Raw genomic sequence first — 21853 nt, forward strand, 5'->3', positions numbered from 1 at the left:
AGGGCGGCTTTTTTTATGAGATTAATATTGACGCTATTTAGCGATAACAAAAAAGTTACAAAGACGTTTAGTGGCGATATTTTTATTTATACGATCAAAATTTTAACGATCAATACATTAAGTACAAACCTTATTAAAAAACTTTATCTTTTGACGGCCTTATTTGGCTGTTATGAGCATTTTTTTAGTATTTTTGGAGAAACAGATAGTTAAACAGCATCCTTTATCTGGGGAATATTAGAAAAATAAGCAGAAAGCTTTTAAACCACTAATCTAGCCAATGTAATGATCATTTTAAGTCTCTCGCATGCACACAGCTAATACCTCTTTAAACAGCAGCCAGAAAGCTCAATTTGTTCACGAACTTTTTGAAATGACTGCTTATCAGCATCCTGATGCCCTAGCGATAATGTTTGGTGAGCAGCATATCAATTATCATGATTTAAATCTGAAATCGGATCAACTGGCCGCCTCTATTTTAGCCCATACTGTCGGAGAAGAAATTATAGGGATCAGTACTACGCGATCTGTTGATATGATCATTTCCCTGCTGGCTATACTAAAAGCCGGAAAGGCATACCTTCCCTTAGACCCGACCTATCCGGAACAGCGGCTTAAACAGATCATTACCGATTCGAAAATAAAATCCTGCATTGCCGAAAAGGAGACACATGCCTTTTTCCGGTCGCTCGACCTGAATATATTTGCCGAACCAGACGAAAATAAAAACCAGGGCAATACTGCACGCATACAAAATCCAAATGTGTACGTGCTCTATACTTCGGGTTCAACCGGCACCCCAAAAGGGGTATACATGACGCATGAAGCTATGGTAAACCTTATTTACTGGCAACATGCAAGTTCATTGGCGGGGGCAGGCAGCAGAACCTTACAATTTGCGCCACTTACCTTTGATGTTTCTTTCCAGGAGATTTTTACTACGCTGACCATTGGCGCAACACTGGTATTGATCAATGATGATCTACGGCTTGATCCGGAGAATCTACTAAAACACATTGACCAATATCAAACCGACCGTATTTTTCTTCCTTTTGTAGCACTACAGTTCCTTGCAGAAGCTGCTGTGAGCACAAAGCATTTTCCTGACAGCTTAAAAGAGGTCATGACTGCCGGAGAACAGCTAAAGATTACCCCGCAGATCAGGGAGTTGTTCAGTGAATTGAACAATTGTAAACTTTACAATCAATATGGCCCAACAGAATGCCATGTAGTCACCCAGCTTGAACTGACCCGCCCGATTAGTAACTGGCCACTACTGCCAAATATTGGTATTCCGATATGGAATACTGCCATATATATTGTTGACGATGCTAAAAACCTGTTGCCGGACGGAGAAACCGGAGAACTGGCTATTGGCGGAGCCGGTGTTGCTGCAGGTTATTTAAACAGGCCTGAACTTACCGCAGAAAAATTTATTAACCTACAGATTGCCGGATCCGAAAACAGGGTTTACCTTACCGGAGACCTGGCTCGTTATGAGGCTGATGGGACAATTGAGTTTCTGGGCAGAAGAGATGACCAGGTTAAAGTCAGGGGTTACCGGATAGAGCTGGGCGAAATAGAGGCTATTTTAAATGAAATTGAAGGCATAAAACAGGCTGTAGTAACCGCAAAAAATGATACTGGAGGCCAAAGTAAGTTGTTTGCTTACCTGGTTGCAGCTAATCAAGCGCTAAAAACGCCGGACATAAGAGCTTACCTGGAAAAACATTTGCCTGATTATATGATCCCGTCCGCTTTCACCTGGATGGATGATTTTCCTAAAACCAGCAGTGGAAAGGTAGATAAAAAGGCGCTTCCTGCTCCTGAACAAAAGCGGCCGGAGCTTGCTGTACTGTACACACCAGCAACTACCCTTAAAGAAAAAAAAATAGCGGCGATCTGGGAAGCAGTGCTGGAGTTGGATAAAGCTGGCATTCATGATAACTTTTTTGAGCTGGGCGGCAACTCTTTACTGGCATTAAAAACTGTTTCCATACTGAGGGCCAGCGCGCAAATAGATTTGCCAATTACAAAGTTATACCAGTTTCCGACGATACATGCTATTCTGAATTACCTGGAATCAGGAAGCAGCATAAAAAACCCAAGGAGAAAATCTGTTCCTTCTGATGCAGCACAGCCTGTTGCCATAATTGGCATGGCAGGCCGTTTCCCCGGAGCAAACACCATTGATGAGCTTTGGAAAATACTGATAAATGGGGAAGAAACGGTTTCTTTTTTTAAGGATGAGGAACTGGATGAGACGATTCCGGAGGCAGTCAGAAAGGACCCCTTATATGTTAAGGCAAGAGGTATCCTGAAAGATGCAGCATTCTTTGATGCAGCGTTTTTTGGCATCAGCCCTAAGCTGGCTGAAGCAATGGATCCGCAACAAAGGATATTTTTAGAGATCAGCAGGGATGTATTGGAAAAAACAGGTCATCTTCCTGCTGTATATGATGGACTGATAGGCGTTTTTGCCGGATCGGGAAATAACAGTTATTACCAGCATAATGTGCATGGCAATATAGAGCTGATAGATCAATTGGGCAGTTTCCAGGTGATGACGGTGAATGAGAAAGATTATATATCTTCCAGAACAGCCTATCAGCTGGATTTAAAAGGACCTGCTGTAAGTGTATTTTCAGCCTGTTCTACTTCGCTGCTTGCTGTTTCGCAGGCAGTAGAAAGTTTAAGAAGAAACCAGTGCGATGTGGCCATAGCGGGCGGGGCAAGCATTTCATCGCCGGTTAACAGCGGCCACCTTTACCAGGAAGGCGCCATGCTAAGCAGGGACGGACATTGCAGAACTTTTGACGAAAATGCTACCGGAACGGTATTTAGTGATGGTGCAGGCGTTGTACTGCTAAAAACATTGGCGAATGCGCTTGAAGATGGTGACACGATATACGGGCTGATTAAGGGTGTAGGCGTAAATAACGACGGGAACCTGAAAGGTAGTTTTACAGCGCCAAGTACCGACGGACAGGCTGGTGCGATTGCAATGGCCATATCCGATGCAAGTGTAGACCCGGCGACCATTTCTTATGTAGAAGCACATGGAACCGCTACTCCCCTCGGTGATCCTATAGAAATTGAGGGGCTTAAACAGGCTTTTGGCCTTCAGCCGCAACAGGCTTATTGTGCTGTAGGTTCCATAAAAAGCAATATGGGCCATATGACTGCAGCTGCCGGTGTTGCAGGGCTGATAAAAACGACATTGGCATTATACCATAGACAACTTCCTCCCTCTATTAATTTTCACCGTGCTAACCCCAATGTTGCCTTTGAAGGTTCACCATTCTTTGTAAATGATAAGCTAAGAGCATGGGAAACAGATGGCCCACGAAGGGCAGGTGTCAGCTCTTTTGGGGTTGGCGGTACAAATGTACATGTGGTAGTAGAGGAATTTACACAGGAAATCAAAGATGAATCAGGCCCAGGCCGATCGGAGCAGCTTTTTACCTGGTCGGCAAAATCACTTCCTAGTTTACAGCAATACAGTAAAAACCTGAAGAACTATCTCGAAGAAGTTTCGGCTGATCTGCCGGATGTTGCCTATACCCTGCAAACAACCCGGGCAGATTTTAACTACCGTAGCTTTGTTGTAGCAGGAAATGCGGAAGAGTTTAAAAGTAGTCTGGAATGGGCATGCGGACTTGAAGTGCCACTGTTGAACCAGCTTCCCGGGGAAACTGTATTCCTGTTCCCTGGACAAGGCGCACAATATACTGGTATGGGTAAAGAACTGTACGATAGTGAACCTGCCTATCGCCAGGCCGTTGATGAATGTGCGTTGTTGTTAAATGCTTACCTGGACCGGGATATCCGCGAGGTTATTTATGGAGATGGAAATGACGGACAGGCAGCCACAGATCTGAATAATACAAAATATACGCAGCCTGCGCTTTTTGCAACCGAATATGCTTTGGCCAGGTTATGGATGAGCTGGGGAATCACACCCTCTGTATTGTGCGGGCATAGCATAGGAGAATATGTTGCTGCTCATCTGGCAGGTATTTTTTCGCTGGAAGATGCGGTTAAGCTTGTAGCTTATCGTGGTTTGCTGATCAGTGAGCAGCCCGGCGGAAGCATGCTGAGTGTAAGGGAAAAATTTGATGATGTAAAACCTATGATACCTGCCGATTTGTCGGTTGCCGCCATAAACAGCGATAAGATCTTTGTCGTATCCGGCAGTCATGAAGCCGTAGTGACATTTCAGAGAGTACTGGATGCAAAAGGTATTTTGAACAAAAAACTATTTACCAGTCACGCTTTTCATTCTGCGATGATGGATCCTGTTCTGGATGACTTTGCCCGAATAGTTGAAGATGTAAAATTAAACAGACCGCAAAAACCTATCGTTTCGACCGTAACCGGACAATTTTTAACTGACCGGGAAGCACAAGACCCCGTTTACTGGACCAGGCATCTCAGGGAAACGGTTAAATTTTCGGCTGCTATACATACCCTACTGGAACTGAACAATCCGGTTTTAATAGAAACCGGTCCGGGTACAGTTTGTACAACATTGGTTTATCAGCAACAAAATAAAAGTTCTTTTGCTGCTGTTGCCAGTTTAGACAATAAAAAACACACAGACGCAGTTAAATCTGTAATGCTGGCCTTGGGAAGGGTTTGGCAATTGGGCTTAAAACCTGATTGGCAGGCCTTTTATGCCGGGCAGCAACGACATAAAATAGATATACCTACTTATAGTTATCAAAGGAAAAGATTTTGGTCGGATATTAAACAACCTGTAATCATTGAAACAGAAAATCACAGTAACATGAGGAAAGACACTTTACTTGAAAGAATAAAACACGTTTTGGAAAATGCTTCAGGCATAGAAATGGACGGAGTAGGTGCCCACCAGAGTTTTATGGAAATAGGCCTGGATTCTTTATTGCTTACACAGGTTGCCATTTCATTAAAAAATGAATTTAAACTGCCCATTACTTTTAGAAAACTTCACGAAGAATATCCCAACCTTGAGGCCCTGGCAAATTACATTGACCAGCATACTGCTCCAGAAGTTGGGGCTGTGTTTCAAAACCAACAGGCAAGCCAGCCTGTACCACAGCAAATGGTTTCTGCCAACAGTTTAACTATTGCTCCGGAAAATGGAGCTGTATTGGGTCTTCTCGCTCAACAGCTGGAAATTTTATCGAAGCAGGTAATGTTGATGCAAGGACAACAACAGGACTACTCTCCTGCTGTTGCTGACAGTAAGCCAGTACAACAGGCAGACCTGAGCATTTTGGAAAAAAAGGAATTACAAAAACCCTTTGGCGCTACCCCAAAAATAGAAAGGGCGAGTGATGAGCTTAGTGCCAGACAGCTCAAATTTATTGAACGGCTAACGGAACGCTATACGAATAAAACTTCAAAAAGTAAAGCATATGCTGCCGAGAGCAGAAGCTATATGGCCGACCCAAGAGTTGTTTCAGGCTTCAGGCCACAAACTAAAGAGCTTGTTTATCCGATAGTCGTAAACCGGTCGAGCGGTAGTACACTGTGGGACATTGATGGAAATGAATACATTGATGCCCTGAATGGCTTTGGCTCTAACATGCTGGGTTATCAACCTCCAATAGTTAAGAAAGCAATGCAGGAGCAGATTGAAAAAGGCTATGAGGTTGGGCCACAGCACGAACTTGCAGCTGAAGTAAGCAAACTGGTATGTGAATTTACAGGTTTTGACAGGTCGGCTTTATGCAGTACAGGTTCTGAAGCTGTACTGGGCTGCATCAGGATTGCAAGAACAGTTACCGGCCGCTCGCTCATTGTTGCTTTTTCAGGTTCCTACCATGGCATTAACGATGAGGTACTGGTTCGGGGAACTAAGAAACTGAAATCCTTTCCTGCAGTTGCCGGTGTAATGCCGGAAGCCGTTCAGAATATACTGGTTCTGGATTATGGTACGGATGAATCGCTGGCTATTATTAAAGAACGAGCACATGAAATTGCGGCCGTTTTGGTGGAGCCGGTACAAAGCAGGAGACCTGAATTTGTACCTGTTGAATTTGTAAAACAGCTGAGGGAAATCACCCTATCTTCAGGTTCCGCATTAATATTTGACGAAGTAATCACTGGATTCAGAATGCATCCGGGAGGTGCACAAGCTTTATTTGGCATTCGGGCAGACCTTGCTTCATATGGTAAGGTAGTAGGCGCAGGAATTCCCATTGGAGTTATCGCTGGTAAAAAAGAGTATATGGATGCCCTGGACGGCGGAAGCTGGGAATATGGGGACAGTTCGTTTCCGCAAGTTGGTGTAACCTATTTTGCCGGAACATTTGTACGCCATCCGCTGGCACTGGCTTCGGCAAAGGCTGCTTTAGGATATATGAAGGAGAAAGGCCCATTGCTACAGGAGCAATTAAACGAAAAGGGCAAACGTTTAGCCGATGGTTTGAACAGGGAAATTGAAAAAAGGGGACTTCCTTTTTTTGCAGCAAATTATGGTTCATTGTGGAAAATCAAATTCCATGAGGAACTGCCTTATGCCGAACTGCTTTTTACACTGATGAGGGAAAAAGGTATTCATATTCTTGATGGTTTTCCTTGTTTTATTACCGAAGCTATCTCGAATGAAAATATAGATTTGATGGTAAGATGCTTTGAAGAGAGCATGGACGAAATGGTCGAAGCAGGCTTTTTCACTAAAAAAGAACCTGTCAATGGCTCTGCTGTAAACGGCCATGTGGTAATCAATGCGAACACTCCGCCTGTTGAAGGTGCGAAACTGGGAAAAGATGCCGAAGGAAACCCGGCCTGGTTTATTAAAGATGAACAGAACCCGGGAAAATATTTACAAATCCAGCTTTAGAAATCAACAGATAGAATGCATAACAATTATAATCTTGTAGCTGTTGATTTTGATCCTTTTGAGGGTAATGAAATTGAAAAGGTTGTCATCACCAATGAACCTCAGAGAGAAGTCTGGTTATCCTGTATTTTGGGCGGTAACGAGGCGAGTTTAGCGTATAACGAGTCTGTATCGCTTGAATTAACTGGAAAGTTTGATGAGCGTGCTTTTCAGCAGGCCCTTCATGGTCTGGTTGGACATCATGAAGGTTTAAGAGCAGTTTTAAGTAAAAATGGTGAAGATTTAATTATATATAAAGAAATATCATTTGATATTTACAGGTCAGATAGCCTTTCCGACCTTGAGCACGTTACACAGCAACATGCACTTAAAACCTTCATCAATGAGGAAATGGGCAAGCCATTTGATCTTAATAATGGTCCGCTTTTTAGGTTTTATGTACACAAGCTTAGTGAAAACCTGCATTATTTTACGATCATCATTCATCACCTTATCGGAGATGGCTGGTCGCTGGGCATTATACTGGAGGATCTGAGCTTATTTTATAATGCGCATTTATCTGGCCAGAAACCTGATTTACCCCATGCTGAGCAAATCAGCGATTACGCAGCGCAACAAACCGCATTTGGACAGGGCGAAGAATACCAGCTGACAAATGATTTCTGGCTTGATCAGTATAAGGACATTGTGCCTGTTTTAAACCTGCCTTTAGATTTTAACAGGCCTGCAATACGGACCTATAAGGGTAAAAGAAACGACTATGTGCTGGATGAAGAGCTACTTGTTCATATCAGGCAGTTATCTGCAAAGACAGGGAGTAGCCTGGTTGTTACCTTGATTACTGTTTTTGAAGTTTTATTGTATCACCGTACCGGACAAACAGACCTGGTAATAGGGCTGCCCGCTGCCGGACAACTGGCAACAGAAAACCTGAGGCTGGTTGGGCATTGCGTTAATTTACTACCGCTATTGAGCAATATTGATCCGGACCAGTCATTTATCAGTTATCTGATAAAACGCAGGTCTGAAATATATGATGCTTATGACCATCAAAGACTGACATTTAGTGAACTCATCAGGAAGTTAAACCTGAAACGCGATAAGGCCCTGATCCCTTTAGTTCCTGTCGTTTTTAATGTAGATATGGGAATGGATGAGAAAGTAAGGTTTGAAGGTTTAGCACATCAGTTAATTTCCAATCCCAGGGTTTCGCAGACTTTTGAAATATCTTTAAATGTAAATGGGTCTAAAAATTCCCTGGTCTTTGAATGGGCTTACAATACGCAGCTTTTTACGTCTGCTACGATAGACGGAATGATGCAGGAGTTTGAATCATTACTAAGAACGGTAACTTCAACTCCCAATGTACTGATTAAAGATGCCATAATCCATCAGTCTCCGTTCCCAGAAATCGCAATACACCATTGTGATTACCCTAAAGACAGCACCTTTTTAGAGCTGTTTGCCGAACAGGTAGTCAAAGGACCAGATCAAACCGTTGCAGTATTTGAGGGTAAAAGATTAACCTACCTGGAACTCGACACAAAAGCCAACCAGCTGGCAAACTATCTGATCAGTAAAGGTATAAAAAACGGGATGTTGGTACCTGTTTGTATCAGTCCTTCAGTAGAAATGTTGGTAGGAATTCTAGGCATACTAAAAACCGGCGCTGCTTATTTACCGGTTGATGTTGAATTTCCAGCCAGGAGAATCGAATACATGCTCAGCGAATCGGAATCTGATGTTATCATAAGTGACACACAGACTTCGGAATCACTAGCCAAAATAACGGAAAAAAAGATCCTTTGCCTCGATAATCCGGAAATAAATGTCTGGAAAGAATCAGTTAAAAATCCTGAAGTAGCTATATCACCAACTGACCTCTTGTACGTTATTTATACTTCTGGTTCTACCGGAAATCCAAAAGGCGTAATGATCCCACATGGTGCATTAGTAGATTACCTGTTTGGCTTAAAAGGAACCCTTCCTGTTCTTAATTCCTGCAAACGTTTTGCCCTTGGTTCAACTATTGCCACCGACCTTGGCAACACCATCTTATATAGCGCATTAATCTTAGGTGCTGAGCTTCATATTTTCAGCAAGAACAATTTTAATGACGCTGATTATGTGCACGATTATTTCAATAGAGAAAATATTGATTGTTTGAAAATCGTTCCATCTCAATGGAAATTCTTAATACAGTCAAACCGCGCTTTGTTACCTGAAAAGCTACTTATTTTTGGAGGGGAACTACTCCCTGGAGAATTTATTAAGGAAATCAGGGAATCAAAAGCCAAGTGTGCAGTAGTAAATCACTATGGGCCTACTGAAACTACAATTGGAAAGCTCCTGCACAAAGTGGATAAAAGTTTAAATTATCCCGCAAGCGTTCCCATTGGTAAACCTTTTTCCAACACTTCCGTGCTGGTCCTTAACCAGCATATGAAATCGTGCCCGGTAGGCATACCAGGAGAGCTTTATATTGGTGGGGCAGGTATCGCCAGGGGTTATTTAAATAACTTGGCGCTAACAGATAAAGTTTTTGTAAAGGATCCACTCAAACTTCGGGATGATATCCGATTTTATAAAACAGGCGATCTTGTCAGATGGTTAGCAGATGGCAATATCGAATACATCGGCCGCATTGATGACCAGATTAAAATCAGGGGAAATCGAATTGAACTTGGGGAGATCCAGAATGTGCTGCAAAAATATAAAGAGGTTAAACAATGTGCCATTACTGTAGAAGACCATCCTACTGCAGGTAAAATGCTGGCTGCTTATATCGTAAGCGAACAGCAATTCAATAAAGAGCAGATCGTAGCATATTTAAGAAATCATCTGCCAGAATACATGATTCCGAGGCTAATGATGAGGATTGACCAGATTCCGTTAACCCAAAATGGAAAATTGGATAAAAGAGCCCTTCCTAAAATCGAAAGTCTGATCGAATTCGAAAGAAAAGAATTCATTAAGCCACAAACAAAAGAGCAGGAACTCGTCGCCAGGATATGGACAGAAAATCTTTCTTTAAATGAAGTAAGTATCACAGATAATTTTTTTGAACTGGGAGGACATTCTCTCATTGCTGTCAAAGTTATGACTACAATAGAGAAAGAAACCGGAAAACGCCTACCTCTTGCCGCCCTCTTTGAAAATCCCACCATTGAAGGGCTTGCAAAAATGCTGGTTGCTGATGAAGATGAAATAAAATGGGATTCTTTGGTTCCAATTAAAAGAACGGGAAGCAAAACTCCTGTTTATTTGATACATGGTGGAGGATTAAATGTACTGGTATTTAATCCATTAGGAAAATACATGGATCAGGACCAACCTGTTTATGGGATGCAGGCTTTAGGTCTCGACGGAAAAACAGAATTTCGTTACAATATGGAAGATCTGGCTGATCGTTATAATACTGAAATACTGAATAATGATCCGATTGGCCCCTATTGCTTAGTAGGGTATTCTTTTGGTGGCCTGCTTGCTTTTGAAATGGCTAAAAAACTTATTGCAGCTGGTAAAGACGTTAAAATGCTTGGTATATTAGATACTTACGCAGGTGGTAAAGATAAAAGCCATACCAGATGGTATAAAATCTACAAAAAAGTATTCCGACAGCTTTATAAGGTATTATTTTTTGGAAAAATGTTACTCAGTAACCCAAAAGAAACGCACAGTTATCAGGTCTTGGTTTTAAAACGAAAAATAAAGAACTTTTTTAATAAAAAACCACTAACTCAAGAAGAAACGCAAAGCTATCTGGATGAGATTGAACATGCTTATGATATGGCTTCACATAATTACTTTATGCAGCCTCTAGCCATTGAAGTTGACCTGTTTAGAGTAAAGAAAAGGTTGTATTTCCTTGACGATCCAGTATCATTAGGCTGGAAGGAATATGCGAAAAAGGGAGTGAATATTCATGAAGTTCCTGGTGACCACAAGACTTTTCTTTTCCCTCCTTACGACAAAGAATTTGCTGAGATACTTCAAAAGGCACTGGATAATAAAAATTGATCTAAGAAATGGATGTCTTATTAGATGTGGATATTAAGTGGAACAACTATCGTGAAGATCAGGAATTTAATATTAACCATGTTAATATTTTTAAACTGTCAGTAGACATGGTCCATGATCAGATAGCATCGATATATACTAAGGTGTTATCGGAAAACGAACTGATGAAGGCCGATCGCTTTTTACATATTGAGGATAAGAAAAGATTTATAGTAAGCAAATATATGTTGCGTAAACTATTGTCAAAATTTATTTCGATACCTCCAGGTTCCATTCAATTTGAACTGTCTCACTATAAAAAGCCTTTTATAACTACCGGAATCGAATTTAACACCACATATAGCAAAAATATCGTTCTAATCGCAATTCACAAGAAACCGGTTGGAATCGATGTTGAATTTGTAAATAAAGATTTCAATTATAAAAACCTGATTCTGACCGTTTTTAATAAGCAAGAGCAATTACTTATCGATTCCGGATTAAATAGCTTGATCAACTTCTATTTATTATGGACCAGGAAAGAAGCCGTTCTAAAAGCAACAGGTGAAGGTTTAAACGATGAGCTTAACCAGATTGATATCTTGCAACCTGTGGTAACTAGGAATGCTGTTAACTTTAGTGTTAAAAGTTTATGGATAGATGGAAGCTATATAATGAGTTTAACTGCAGAAAATAACAATGATCAGATATATTACTGGAATTATGAATAATTTATTTGGAATGCTGATTATTAGATAGATATTTATATATCTTTTTAAACGTATCACATGGAAGTACAAAGAAAATCTAACATTAGTTATCAGGAGTTTATGGAAGAGCATCATAATCCAGGGATTCCTGTGATTTTCACTGATGCGACGAAGGTTTGGAAGGCAAATAATTTACTTACGCCAGATTGGTTTAGAGAGCACTATCCAAATAAGTTAAGTGAAGTAAAAAACCAGGAAACCGAAGAATTCTATACCATGACAGAGGTATTGGATTTGGTGGAGCAAAGTACTACTGAAAAGCCAGCGCCTTATCCACTTACTTTTAACATTACACACGAAATTCCTGAAATGCTGGATTTAATAGCACCACTGAACCTGAATTATGCAAAACCCAACTGGCTGGAAGATAAACTTTTTAAACGTGGCTACTGGGGCGGGGTAACAGAATTGTTCATTGGAGGGCCCGGAGGTAAGTTTCCCTATGTTCACAAAGATTATTATCACCTAAGCGCATGGATTAACCAGTTATATGGGGAAAAAAGATTCACCGTATTTCCACGGGGACAAGAAGAATTTCTTTACGTAACAGAGAAAAATCAGTGGCGTTCTGAGGTTAATATTTTTGAACCCGATTATGAAAAACATCCTAAATTTAAACATGCAACACCGATTAGTTTTACTGTGGGCCCTGGAGAGACATTATATATTCCATTTGGGGTGTGGCATTCGGCTTACTCCCTAACACCTACAATTTCTGTTGCCTTTGACCAATTGAACAGTAAAAACTTCTCGCCGTTTATGAAAGACGTATGGCATTTTAAAAAGCAAAATGGCAAAACAAAAGCATTAGCAGCTTGTGCTTATGCGTTGCTTTCAGGACTTAAGTGTCGTTTAAATGAGTAATAACTTTACTTATTACTTGTAATTGACTGAAGAAAACCCATACCTCTTAAATATGCACCAATTAATAACGCTTTTTTAGTATTTGAACTATTTTTCTTATAGAATTGAATTAAATCTTTCCAGTTGGAAGAATTTGAAACACTTATTACAGTTGAAAGTGAAGTTCCTGGCACCTTTGTGGTATGCCACCAGCCACTCGGCATAAAGGCAGTTTCACCGGCCTTCAATACAACCCGTATGGCTTTTGCATTTTTAAAAAGTGGATAATTATCTAAATCAGGTTTATCAACATCATATATTTTTGAGAACCTGGTATTTTCGTTTCGATATAAAAAGGGTTCCTGATCGGGTGGATACACAATCAAATTTTTGTCACCATAATGTTGTGTGATAAAGGCATGTACTCCTAAGTCATCAACATGTAGATAAGGAAATATTCTACGGCCACAAAAATTAACTTCCAGATGAGATTCCCGATTCAATCTTTTACTAATTGAGCCTACATAATAGTTTGCTCCCAGCCAGTTTGGTCTGACATAAGCTGGCATAGGCGATACATGATCCATCAAGTCAGGAAAAATATCTTTTATGGGTTGTTCCCGTAGAAATGGTCCTGGTTGATCTGAGTCCCTGGTAATTTCATCAATAAAATCACCCATGCGCATTAATCCCTGATCAGTTTTCACCATCTTTTCTGCATACCTTTCTTTAAACCATTGAGGGGTCCATTCAGAAGCTTTCCATTTCGATGTTGCATCGGTAATAATGACGGGTTTTCTTGGGAAAAGATATTCATTTTGAAATTCATCATAAGAAAGGTTCGTTCTCCTATCTATCGTTAACTCATCCGAAACTGCTTCAGATTTATTTTCTTCTTCTTGAATAATCATTGAGGATTATGAATTTATTACAATATAGCTTTTAATTCTAAATTAAGAAAATAGATTTACTTTCTTCTGGATTTTTCCCAGGCGGCGCTCTGGCTCTTCTTAAAATACCTGATGATACCAGCGATCACCGCATAATTCATGACGCAAAAATAGTAAGGAATAAAAAAAGGTTTGATGCGTATATTTTTACTTTCAAAGAAAAGCCCCAGCAAACTGAGCAGGTAAAATAGTATTTGTGCAGCAAATAGCATTTGATAAAGTAAAGTACCATCGTTGAGGGCAATCAAACCATTTAATATAAAAGCTAAAATGAGTAAAAAAGGCGTAATTGTCCATCTTAAAACCCTATGGCTGATGTACTGGAAGGTAAGCACGGGATAATAAAGCGGATTTGCCGCCTTTTTTAACCTCAAAATCGATTGAATTCCTCCGGCTGCTATTCTTATTTTTCTTTTTAATTCCTCTTTAGTATTGGCCGATGCTGTTTCCATCGCATAAGCATTGGGTTCATAGGCAATCGTATAACCTTTTTCAGCTATTCGCATGGCAATCATGTGGTCATCAATAATAGTATCCGATTCCACAGGCTGATACAACGCTGTTCTAATGCTAAATAATTCTCCGGCAGCCCCAACATTTGAATACAGCTCATAATCCCATTTTTTAAGCGCCGATTCATACTTCCAGTAAAAGCCTTCTCCTGCCGAACTGGCATCGGCTTTTTCTTCCACCAAAATTCTTTTTTCGCCAGCTACCGCACCTACTTTATTGTTCTGATAGTGTTTTACCAACTCAAGGATGGCATCTTTATTTAAAAAGGTATTTGCATCTGTAAATACAGTAATGTCTCCATTGATGAAAGGTATGGCCCGTTTAATAGCTGCCATTTTTCCAGCGCGCGTATCTTCATGCAATAAAGTGATGCCCTCCCTATTCCTTAACCGTTCAGCCGTCCGGTCACTGGAACCGTCCGTAATAAAGACAATCTGCAATTTGTCTTTTGGATAATTCAGTCCTAATGTATTATTTACCTTATCGGTAATAATGTCTTCCTCATTATAAGCGGCAATCAGCAAGGTAACATTAGGAAGATCATCTGGTACCAGTATAAAAACCTGTGGTTTAGTGAAAATTCTTTTAATTTTAATAAGTACAAATAATACCAGCCCGTATCCAACAAAAGTATAAATGATGATGAAAAGGCTAATCCAGAAAGCTATAATCATATTTTATATTTTAAAGCCAAGTTTATGGCTATTTTTTGAATTGGTAAAATTCCAAAGTATCCCTTTAAAAACCCAGGGTACCAGATCTGTCCGCCCTTTCAAAAAGTAAACAACAATCTGCTTGGTACAGGCAAACACCACGTAATAGACGCTAAATAATAGTGTATTGAGCAAGTCCGTATTTCTTCTGATAAAAAGCATCCGATTACGGGTCATGAAATAGGTTTTGATGTTACTTTCTTTCCCAACGCTGATCGATTCTTTGTGATAAACTTTAGCCTTTCCGGTAAACCAGATCTTTTTTCCTGCCTTTTTAAAGTGCTCACACCAATCCAATTCTTCATAGTACAAAAAGAAATGCTCCGCCATCAGGCCAACGGCTTCCAGATCTGCTTTACGGCACATCATGGCAGCACCATGGCAGAACCCTGTTTCCCTGCTATCCCCGTCGTATTGCCCCTTATCAGTTTCCATATTACCTATCCCTTTGTTCCTACAGGTTAAATAATTCATTTCCGTAAAACCAGCATATTGTATAATTTCCGGCTGGTCGAAGTACAAAAGCAAAGGTGACAAGATCCCGATTTCCGGATGGCTGTCAAACTCAGCAATCATTGTTTCGATCAGGTTTTCTGTAATTTCTGTATCGTTATTTAATAGCAGCAGATAATCTCCCTTCGCCACTTTAATCCCCAGATTGTTGCCACCGGCAAATCCAAGGTTTACAGTAGATCTGATATAAACCAGTTCAGGGTAAACCAGCATATACGCTTCTTCATGGTCTTCCCTACTCCCATTATCCACCAAAATGACCTCTACATATTTTGCAGAAGTATTTGCTTTCACAGATTTAAGAAAATCAATTGTTACCTGGGGCTGGTTAAAATTAACAGTAATTATTGTAATGTGCTCCATTTGATGTAAAAGTAATTGATTTTCGATTAAATTACAGAATTTTTAATCATTTCCACCCGATTACATCTACTTTGCTAGTAATTCACCTTTGGACAATTATAAGGCAGATAGTTCAGCATACAGGTAATTTCTTATTGAAACAACAAAATCCCACATTAAAGTTACGAATCAGTTTTTTTTTAACGGGATAAAAGGATTAAATTGCGAACCGATAATTAGCCGAACAAACTACCTTTATTAAGCAGCAATGATTGACAAAATTGAGCATGGAAATGTAATACTAGCCATTATAATCCGTGCTGGTTACAAAAAAGAAGGAATATCATTTTTCACACCAAATGATTTTTCTCAGCAGCTTGGATATATGAACAGACCAAAAGGTTATACTATTGAGCCGCACGTGCATAACCTCGTTGACCGTAAGGTTAATCTTACTCAGGAAGTACTTTATATTAAATCCGGCAGTGTTCGTGTAAATTTTTACGACGATGATAGAAATTATCTGGAAAGCAATATTGTCAATACCGGGGATGTTATCTTGCTCGCACATGGAGGTCATGGTTTTGAAATCTTGGAAGATGCTGAAATGATTGAAATAAAACAGGGGCCTTATGTTGGAGATGAAGATAAAATACGATTTACACCGTAGCCATGGGAAAAGTTTTTAATGCCCTAAGCACCTACTACGATTTAATTTATGAAAACAAAGACTATACTGCTGAAGCAGTTTATGTCATTGAACTCATAAGCTCATATAAACCAGATGCGAAAACAATGTTGGAGTTTGGATCGGGAACAGGCATACATGCTACCATTTTTAATGAAAGAGGATTTGACATACACGGTGTCGAACCCAGTACCGAAATGCTCGTTATAGCTAAAAAAAAAGAACGTCCAGGACTTTTTTTTCAGCAAGGTAATATGATTTCTTATAAAAGTGATAATAAGTTCGACGTCGCAACCGCACTATTTCATGTAGTGAGTTATTTAAATAGCAATGAGGAACTTTTTTCATCTTTTATAAATATAGGCAATCATATCAAATCCAAAGGACTTTTTATATTTGATGCCTGGTACAGCGCAGCTGTACTGACACAGTTACCAGAAAAAAGGATTAAAATTGTAGAGAATGATTTGTACAAAGTTACCAGACATGCCAATCCTGTTAACCATTGGAATGAAAACGTAATTGACGTAATTTATGATATTGATGTTTTGGAGAAATCCTCAGGCGACAAGCAACAATTTTCAGAAACACACAAGATGCGGCACTTCAGTATTCCTGAAATCGAATTATTGGCTAAGAGTACCGGTTTTGATTTGATAAAAACAGAGGAATTTGGTACTTCTAAAATAGCAGGTCCCGATACATGGGGAGTTAGTTTTGTACTTAGAAAGAAATAATTTTAATAAATAGTAATTATAAATGAGATTTATACCAGTCAATACACCCTTACTTAGTGGGAATGAACTAAAATACATTTCTGAATGTATCACCACGGGCTGGATTAGTAGTGAAGGACCATTTATATCTGAATTTGAAAATAAATTTGCAGATTACATCGGACAAGATCATGGTATTGCTGTGAGCAATGGTTCTGCGGCCTTAGATATTGCGATAAAGGCCTTACAAATAGGCGACGGTGATGAAGTTATCATGCCAACTTTTACCATTATCTCTCCTGCTCAGTCTCTAGTTACTGCTGGAGCAATCCCTGTTTTGGTAGATTCCGATCTGAACACCTGGAATATGGATGTTAATCTGATTGAAGCTAAAATTACTGCCCGCACAAAAGCAATACTGGTGGTTCATATTTATGGTCTGCCCGTTGACATGGATCCAGTTGTTAAATTGGCAAAAAAATATGGCTTAAAAATTATTGAAGATGCAGCGGAAATGCACGGACAAACTTACAATGGTAAGATGTGTGGTGCATTAGGCGACATCAGTATTTTCAGCTTTTATCCTAACAAGCATATTACAACGGGAGAAGGGGGTATGATTTTAACCAACGATGAAGCGGTTGCGAAAAGGTGTAGAAAATTGAGAAATCTGTGTTTTGAGCCAGATGGTCCCAGGTTTATTCATCATGAGTTGGGCTGGAATTATAGAATGACGAATATGCAGGCAGCACTCGGACTGGCACAGCTTGAACAAATAAATGTCTTTTTAGAAAAAAAGAGGGAAATGGGGCGATATTATCAGAAAGGGTTGAAACATTTAACTGATAAAGGTTTTGCACTGCCTTTGGTAAAAACAGATTATGCAGAAAACATTTACTGGGTTTTCGGGATAATGGCTCCTTCTGATTTGGCAAAAACTGAAATTGTAAATACCCTTCATCAAAATAAAATCGCCACAAGACCATTTTTCTGGTGCATGCACGAACAGCCTGTTTTTCAGAAAATGGGGCTATTTAAGAATGAACAGTACCCAAATGCTGAAAAAATGGCAAGGGATGGTTTTTATCTACCTTCAGGACTTGGTCTCGAAGATGATGACTTGGAAAGGATAGTAAAAGTAATTGCAGATGCTTATGAATAGAATGAAAATCGGAGTTTTATTGAAAGATTATAAGAAACAGGAAGGTGGTGCCTATTCTTATTACAATGCTCTCGTTGAAGGAATTGCAGCCTATCAGTTTCATAAAGACCTTGAATTCGTTTTTATTATTGTGGATAGCGCGGCAGATAAATCCGCGCCAAAAAAAAATTATGTCATTGAACCTGCAAAAACAGTTGAAAGGAAACATTTTTTTTTAAATATGCTGAATAGTATTGCCAAATTAAAAGGGATCAGTTATTTACCCTTATCTGGAAAAATACAAGCATCTTTTCAAAAAAAATATAATGAGGAAATAAAGCTTAAATTAATTGAAAACGAAATAGATATTGTTTATTCACTAACGCCATATTATTCGGATCTGGATTATCCAACTGTAGTTACCCATTGGGATATAGGACATAAAAGTACTTATGTCCTTCCAGAATTAATTTACAATCATGAATACAACTCCAGAAGTGACTATTATAAAAAAATACTTCCAAAGGCATTTTCCATATTCTGTGAATCAGAAGCCGGTAAAGAAGAGCTTTGCCGTTACCAGCATATAAATCCAGAACGGGTGCATGTAGTCCCTTTGTTTCCCGGAAATATAATTGATATTAGACTTACAGAAGAGCAAGAAAAAGAACTATTGGATAAGTATGGATTATCTGGAAAAGATTTTTTTATTTACCCTGCTCAGTTCTGGCCACATAAAAACCATTTTAACCTGGTTATGGCATTTGATATCTTTAATAAACAATATCCCGGAACGAAACTAATATTGTCCGGTGGAGATATGGGAAATCTTAAATATATTAAAGCACTGGTGACAGAACTAGAACTTGAGGAATGTATTTTTTTTCCCGGCTTTGTAAGCAACGAAGAGCTTCATGCATTCTATAAAAACGCCATATCCATGGTAATGCCCACATTATTAGGTCCTACTAATATGCCTCCTATCGAGGCACAAGCATTGGGATGCAGAATTATTTGCAGTAATTTTGCTGGTCATAAAGAAAGTTTAGGCGATGGTCCAATCTACATTGATCCGTTGGATAGAGAAGCCATTTTTAAAGGTATGGAGAATCATTATCTCAACAAAGATATTTTTGAAAGCACTAAAGTAGCCCATACAACTATAAATGATGCGCTAAATGCAATCAATAACGCTTTTTTAAGTTTAGCACCAATTAGAAAGACCTATCCATTAAATTTTGGACACTTAAAGATACTTTTAGCATTATGGCTCTTCTCGTACCCTTCTTTTCTGTAACGCTATAAGTTGTGCAAATAACGTTAGGTATTAGGTTTATTATGGGAACTCCTAATCCGAAAGCAATCCAGATAAAGATCAAACGGACCTAAAACTTAAAAATGTTACTTCATTTATCCGCATGCAGATCAACCGAGCAAATAGATTTAAGAAAATTAATAGAAAATTATTACTTTTTATTTTAGCAGTATAAAAATAGAAAGGCAACAATTTTCATTATAACATTATTTTACCTAGAAAACACCGGATGTTAACGATTACTCTCATTAATTTTCTATTTTTGAAACATAGGATAGTTACCTCCCGTTATTAGCGCTTTTTTACAAAATACAAATATGCGACTTGCCCCTCTTATATTAACATATACTAATCCAAAACAAACTGAGCGCGTGATTAGAAATATAGCTCATCCTAATTTCGATTTAAATATACATTTGGATAATAAATATGATATCAATACACATTTGTTTTTAAAAAATCTTCCCAATGTCTTTTTTATAAATAACAGCATAGATGTTAAATGGGCTGCATTTAATTCGATGATTGTATCCTTCGAGGGCATAAAAAATATATAGCTTTAGACAAATTCAGTTAACCCGTTATGTATATTCAACATAAAAAAATTAAGAGGATCTAAGCCTGCACCAACGAAAATATGTATCTTCATTTCATCAGTTTTCAAACACTTACGTTTTTATGATTGAATCGATAACTCATAAAATAGCAAAACTTAAAAGCAATTTAAATGTAAAACGAACACTGATTTTAGTCTGGCATGCTGCCAAGGGCTGGATGATCATGTCTATTACAATGATTTTTTTAGAAACAGCTTTGTTTTTAGGGTCAATTTATGCTTTAAAAATATTGATTGATAAGGTAGCCCATGTTAACATTGCCAATTCTGAGGAAACCATTGTTAGAAGCGTGGTTATAGCAGGCTTGTTAGCTGTTCTTTATGCTATTTCAAAAGCTATCTCTGCATATGTTACAGAGGTACAAGCCAGTAAGGTATCTAATTATATTGATGAAAGAATACATAACACTGCAGTTCAAATGGATTTATTACATTATGAAAGTCCTGACTATTATGATATTTTAAAACGTGCAAAGGATGCAGGTGCAGAACGGCCGAATATTGTAATCACCACTATCATGGAGATTGTAAAAAACATGCTTAACTTGATTGCGGTCGGTTCGCTCTTCATAACCATAAATTGGTTTTTAATGCCCTTACTTGTATCATTTGTTTTACCAACTCTTCTTGTTCGGATATATTTTGCGAATAAACAGAATGTCTGGCGAATTAAACATACGCCCTTAGAACGCAAATCATCTTACCTGAGTAACCTGATTACATCTGATACTTCAGCCAAAGAGATCAGAAGCTTTAACCTGGGTAATTATTTTAAAGATTTGTATCAGCTAATCAGAATCGAAGTCATACAACAAAGACTAAAATTGAGTTATAAGAGAACATTAAATGAGACAATCACCGGTTCTATCGCGACAATTGGATTTTTTACCTGTATAGGATATATAGCGATAGGTACCGTCCGTGGCACAACAAGTGTCGGTGATATTGCATTATTTTTGATCATATTCCCACAGTCATTTTCATTGATCCAAAACGTCTCCTCGGGAATTTCTGCATTATACCATAATAATATATTCATCAAAAGTATATTTGAATTGTTTGACCTTAAGCCTGCCGAACAAGGTTTACAAAGTGAAACTCCCATACCCTCACACGGAAACCTGGATTTAGAGCTTCAAAATATTAGTTTTACTTATCCCCACGCGATAAAGCCCGCGTTAAAGAACATTAGTTTAAAAATTCCTTCAGGGAAAATAATAGCGGTAGTGGGATTAAATGGAGCAGGAAAATCTACTTTGATTAAAATTTTGTGTAGATTATACAATCCCGATTCAGGAAAATTGACACTAGGAGGAACAGACGTTCAGAATTTCAATTTAATAGATTATCGTAAAGAAATAAGTGCCGTATTTCAGGATTTTTCAAGATATAATGTTTCGGCAAATGACAACATTAGATTTGGTGCATTGGACAAAATATACGATAAGAAGAATATCATTGAAGCTTCTAAAAATTCTGGAGCCCATTTTTTCATTGAGAAACTGCCAAGCAGCTATGATACCATGATGGGTAGATTGTTTGAAGATGGACATGAAGTAAGCATAGGCCAATGGCAAAAATTGGCAATCGCCAGAGCACTTTATAGCGATGCGAAATTTATTATACTCGATGAAGCTACAAGTGCTTTAGATGCAATAGCAGAAAAAGAATTGTTTGATTCTTTTAGAAAAAGTATTGGAACTCGTGGCGCATTGATTATAAGTCATAGACATTCAGCCGTCAGACATGCAGATTATATTTATGTACTTTCAAGTGGAAGTATTCTTCAACATGGTACAGATAAGCAATTACTGGCAATGGAGGGTGATTATGCTAATTTATTTGGAGAAAATCATTCAAAAGATTAAACGTTAATACCAAGTCGCTTAAATTCCAGCCATT

12 protein-coding genes are annotated in these 21853 nt (G+C 38.7%); 9 read left to right on the forward strand and 3 right to left on the reverse strand.

The window, feature by feature from the left end:
* Positions 1-307 precede the first annotated feature (307 nt).
* From R2Q85_RS11925 to R2Q85_RS11940, 4 genes are read left to right on the forward strand one after another with little or no spacing between them, the layout of a single operon-like run.
* Entirely contained in the window at positions 308-6832 is a 6525-nt protein-coding gene (locus R2Q85_RS11925) for a polyketide synthase (RefSeq protein WP_316812011.1), read from the forward strand.
* A gap of 15 nt (positions 6833-6847) precedes the next feature.
* Positions 6848-10852: an amino acid adenylation domain-containing protein gene (locus R2Q85_RS11930; RefSeq protein WP_316812012.1), complete on the forward strand. Its 4005-nt coding sequence runs from the start codon at positions 6848-6850 to the stop codon at positions 10850-10852.
* A gap of 8 nt (positions 10853-10860) precedes the next feature.
* Positions 10861-11562, forward strand: coding sequence for a 4'-phosphopantetheinyl transferase family protein (locus R2Q85_RS11935; protein WP_316812013.1), 702 nt, complete (start codon positions 10861-10863; stop codon positions 11560-11562).
* Between the two features lie 57 nt (positions 11563-11619).
* Complete coding sequence (locus tag R2Q85_RS11940) at positions 11620-12465, forward strand: cupin-like domain-containing protein (RefSeq protein WP_316812014.1); 846 nt, start codon at positions 11620-11622, stop codon at positions 12463-12465.
* 5 nt (positions 12466-12470) lie between these two features.
* Here R2Q85_RS11940 and R2Q85_RS11945 read toward each other — a convergent pair whose 3' ends face one another.
* From R2Q85_RS11945 to R2Q85_RS11955, 3 genes are read right to left on the reverse strand one after another with little or no spacing between them, the layout of a single operon-like run.
* Positions 12471-13355, reverse strand: a complete 885-nt coding sequence (locus tag R2Q85_RS11945) for a cupin-like domain-containing protein (RefSeq protein ID WP_316812015.1) — start codon at positions 13353-13355, stop codon at positions 12471-12473.
* 56 nt (positions 13356-13411) lie between these two features.
* Positions 13412-14581, reverse strand: a complete 1170-nt coding sequence (locus R2Q85_RS11950; RefSeq protein ID WP_316812016.1) for a glycosyltransferase family 2 protein — start codon at positions 14579-14581, stop codon at positions 13412-13414.
* Positions 14582-14584: 3 nt separating this feature from the next.
* Positions 14585-15496 carry a glycosyltransferase family 2 protein gene (locus R2Q85_RS11955; RefSeq protein WP_316812017.1) on the reverse strand — a complete coding sequence of 304 codons (912 nt, stop codon included), beginning with the start codon at positions 15494-15496 and terminating at the stop codon, positions 14585-14587.
* 247 nt (positions 15497-15743) lie between these two features.
* Between R2Q85_RS11955 and R2Q85_RS11960 the strand changes: the two genes are divergently transcribed.
* The 5 genes from R2Q85_RS11960 (at position 15744) to R2Q85_RS11980 (ending at position 21819) form a co-directional block, all read left to right on the forward strand.
* Entirely contained in the window at positions 15744-16145 is a 402-nt protein-coding gene (locus tag R2Q85_RS11960; RefSeq protein WP_316812018.1) for a hypothetical protein, read from the forward strand.
* Positions 16146-16147: 2 nt separating this feature from the next.
* Positions 16148-16900: a class I SAM-dependent methyltransferase gene (locus R2Q85_RS11965; protein WP_316812019.1), complete on the forward strand. Its 753-nt coding sequence runs from the start codon at positions 16148-16150 to the stop codon at positions 16898-16900.
* 22 nt (positions 16901-16922) lie between these two features.
* Positions 16923-18041, forward strand: a complete 1119-nt coding sequence (locus tag R2Q85_RS11970) for a DegT/DnrJ/EryC1/StrS family aminotransferase (RefSeq protein ID WP_316812020.1) — start codon at positions 16923-16925, stop codon at positions 18039-18041.
* On the forward strand, positions 18034-19317 hold the full coding sequence (locus R2Q85_RS11975; protein WP_316812021.1) for a glycosyltransferase family 1 protein: 1284 nt from the start codon (positions 18034-18036) through the stop codon (positions 19315-19317). The genes R2Q85_RS11970 and R2Q85_RS11975 overlap by 8 nt, the downstream gene beginning before the upstream one ends.
* Positions 19318-20013: 696 nt before the next feature.
* The gene (locus R2Q85_RS11980; RefSeq protein ID WP_316812022.1) at positions 20014-21819 is read left to right on the forward strand and encodes an ABC transporter ATP-binding protein; all 1806 of its coding nucleotides are present in this window, start codon (positions 20014-20016) and stop codon (positions 21817-21819) included.
* Positions 21820-21853: the final 34 nt, after the last annotated feature.

It is taken from the genome of Pedobacter heparinus, from assembly GCF_032678725.1.
Taxonomy (GTDB): Bacteria; Bacteroidota; Bacteroidia; order Sphingobacteriales; family Sphingobacteriaceae; genus Pedobacter; species Pedobacter heparinus_A.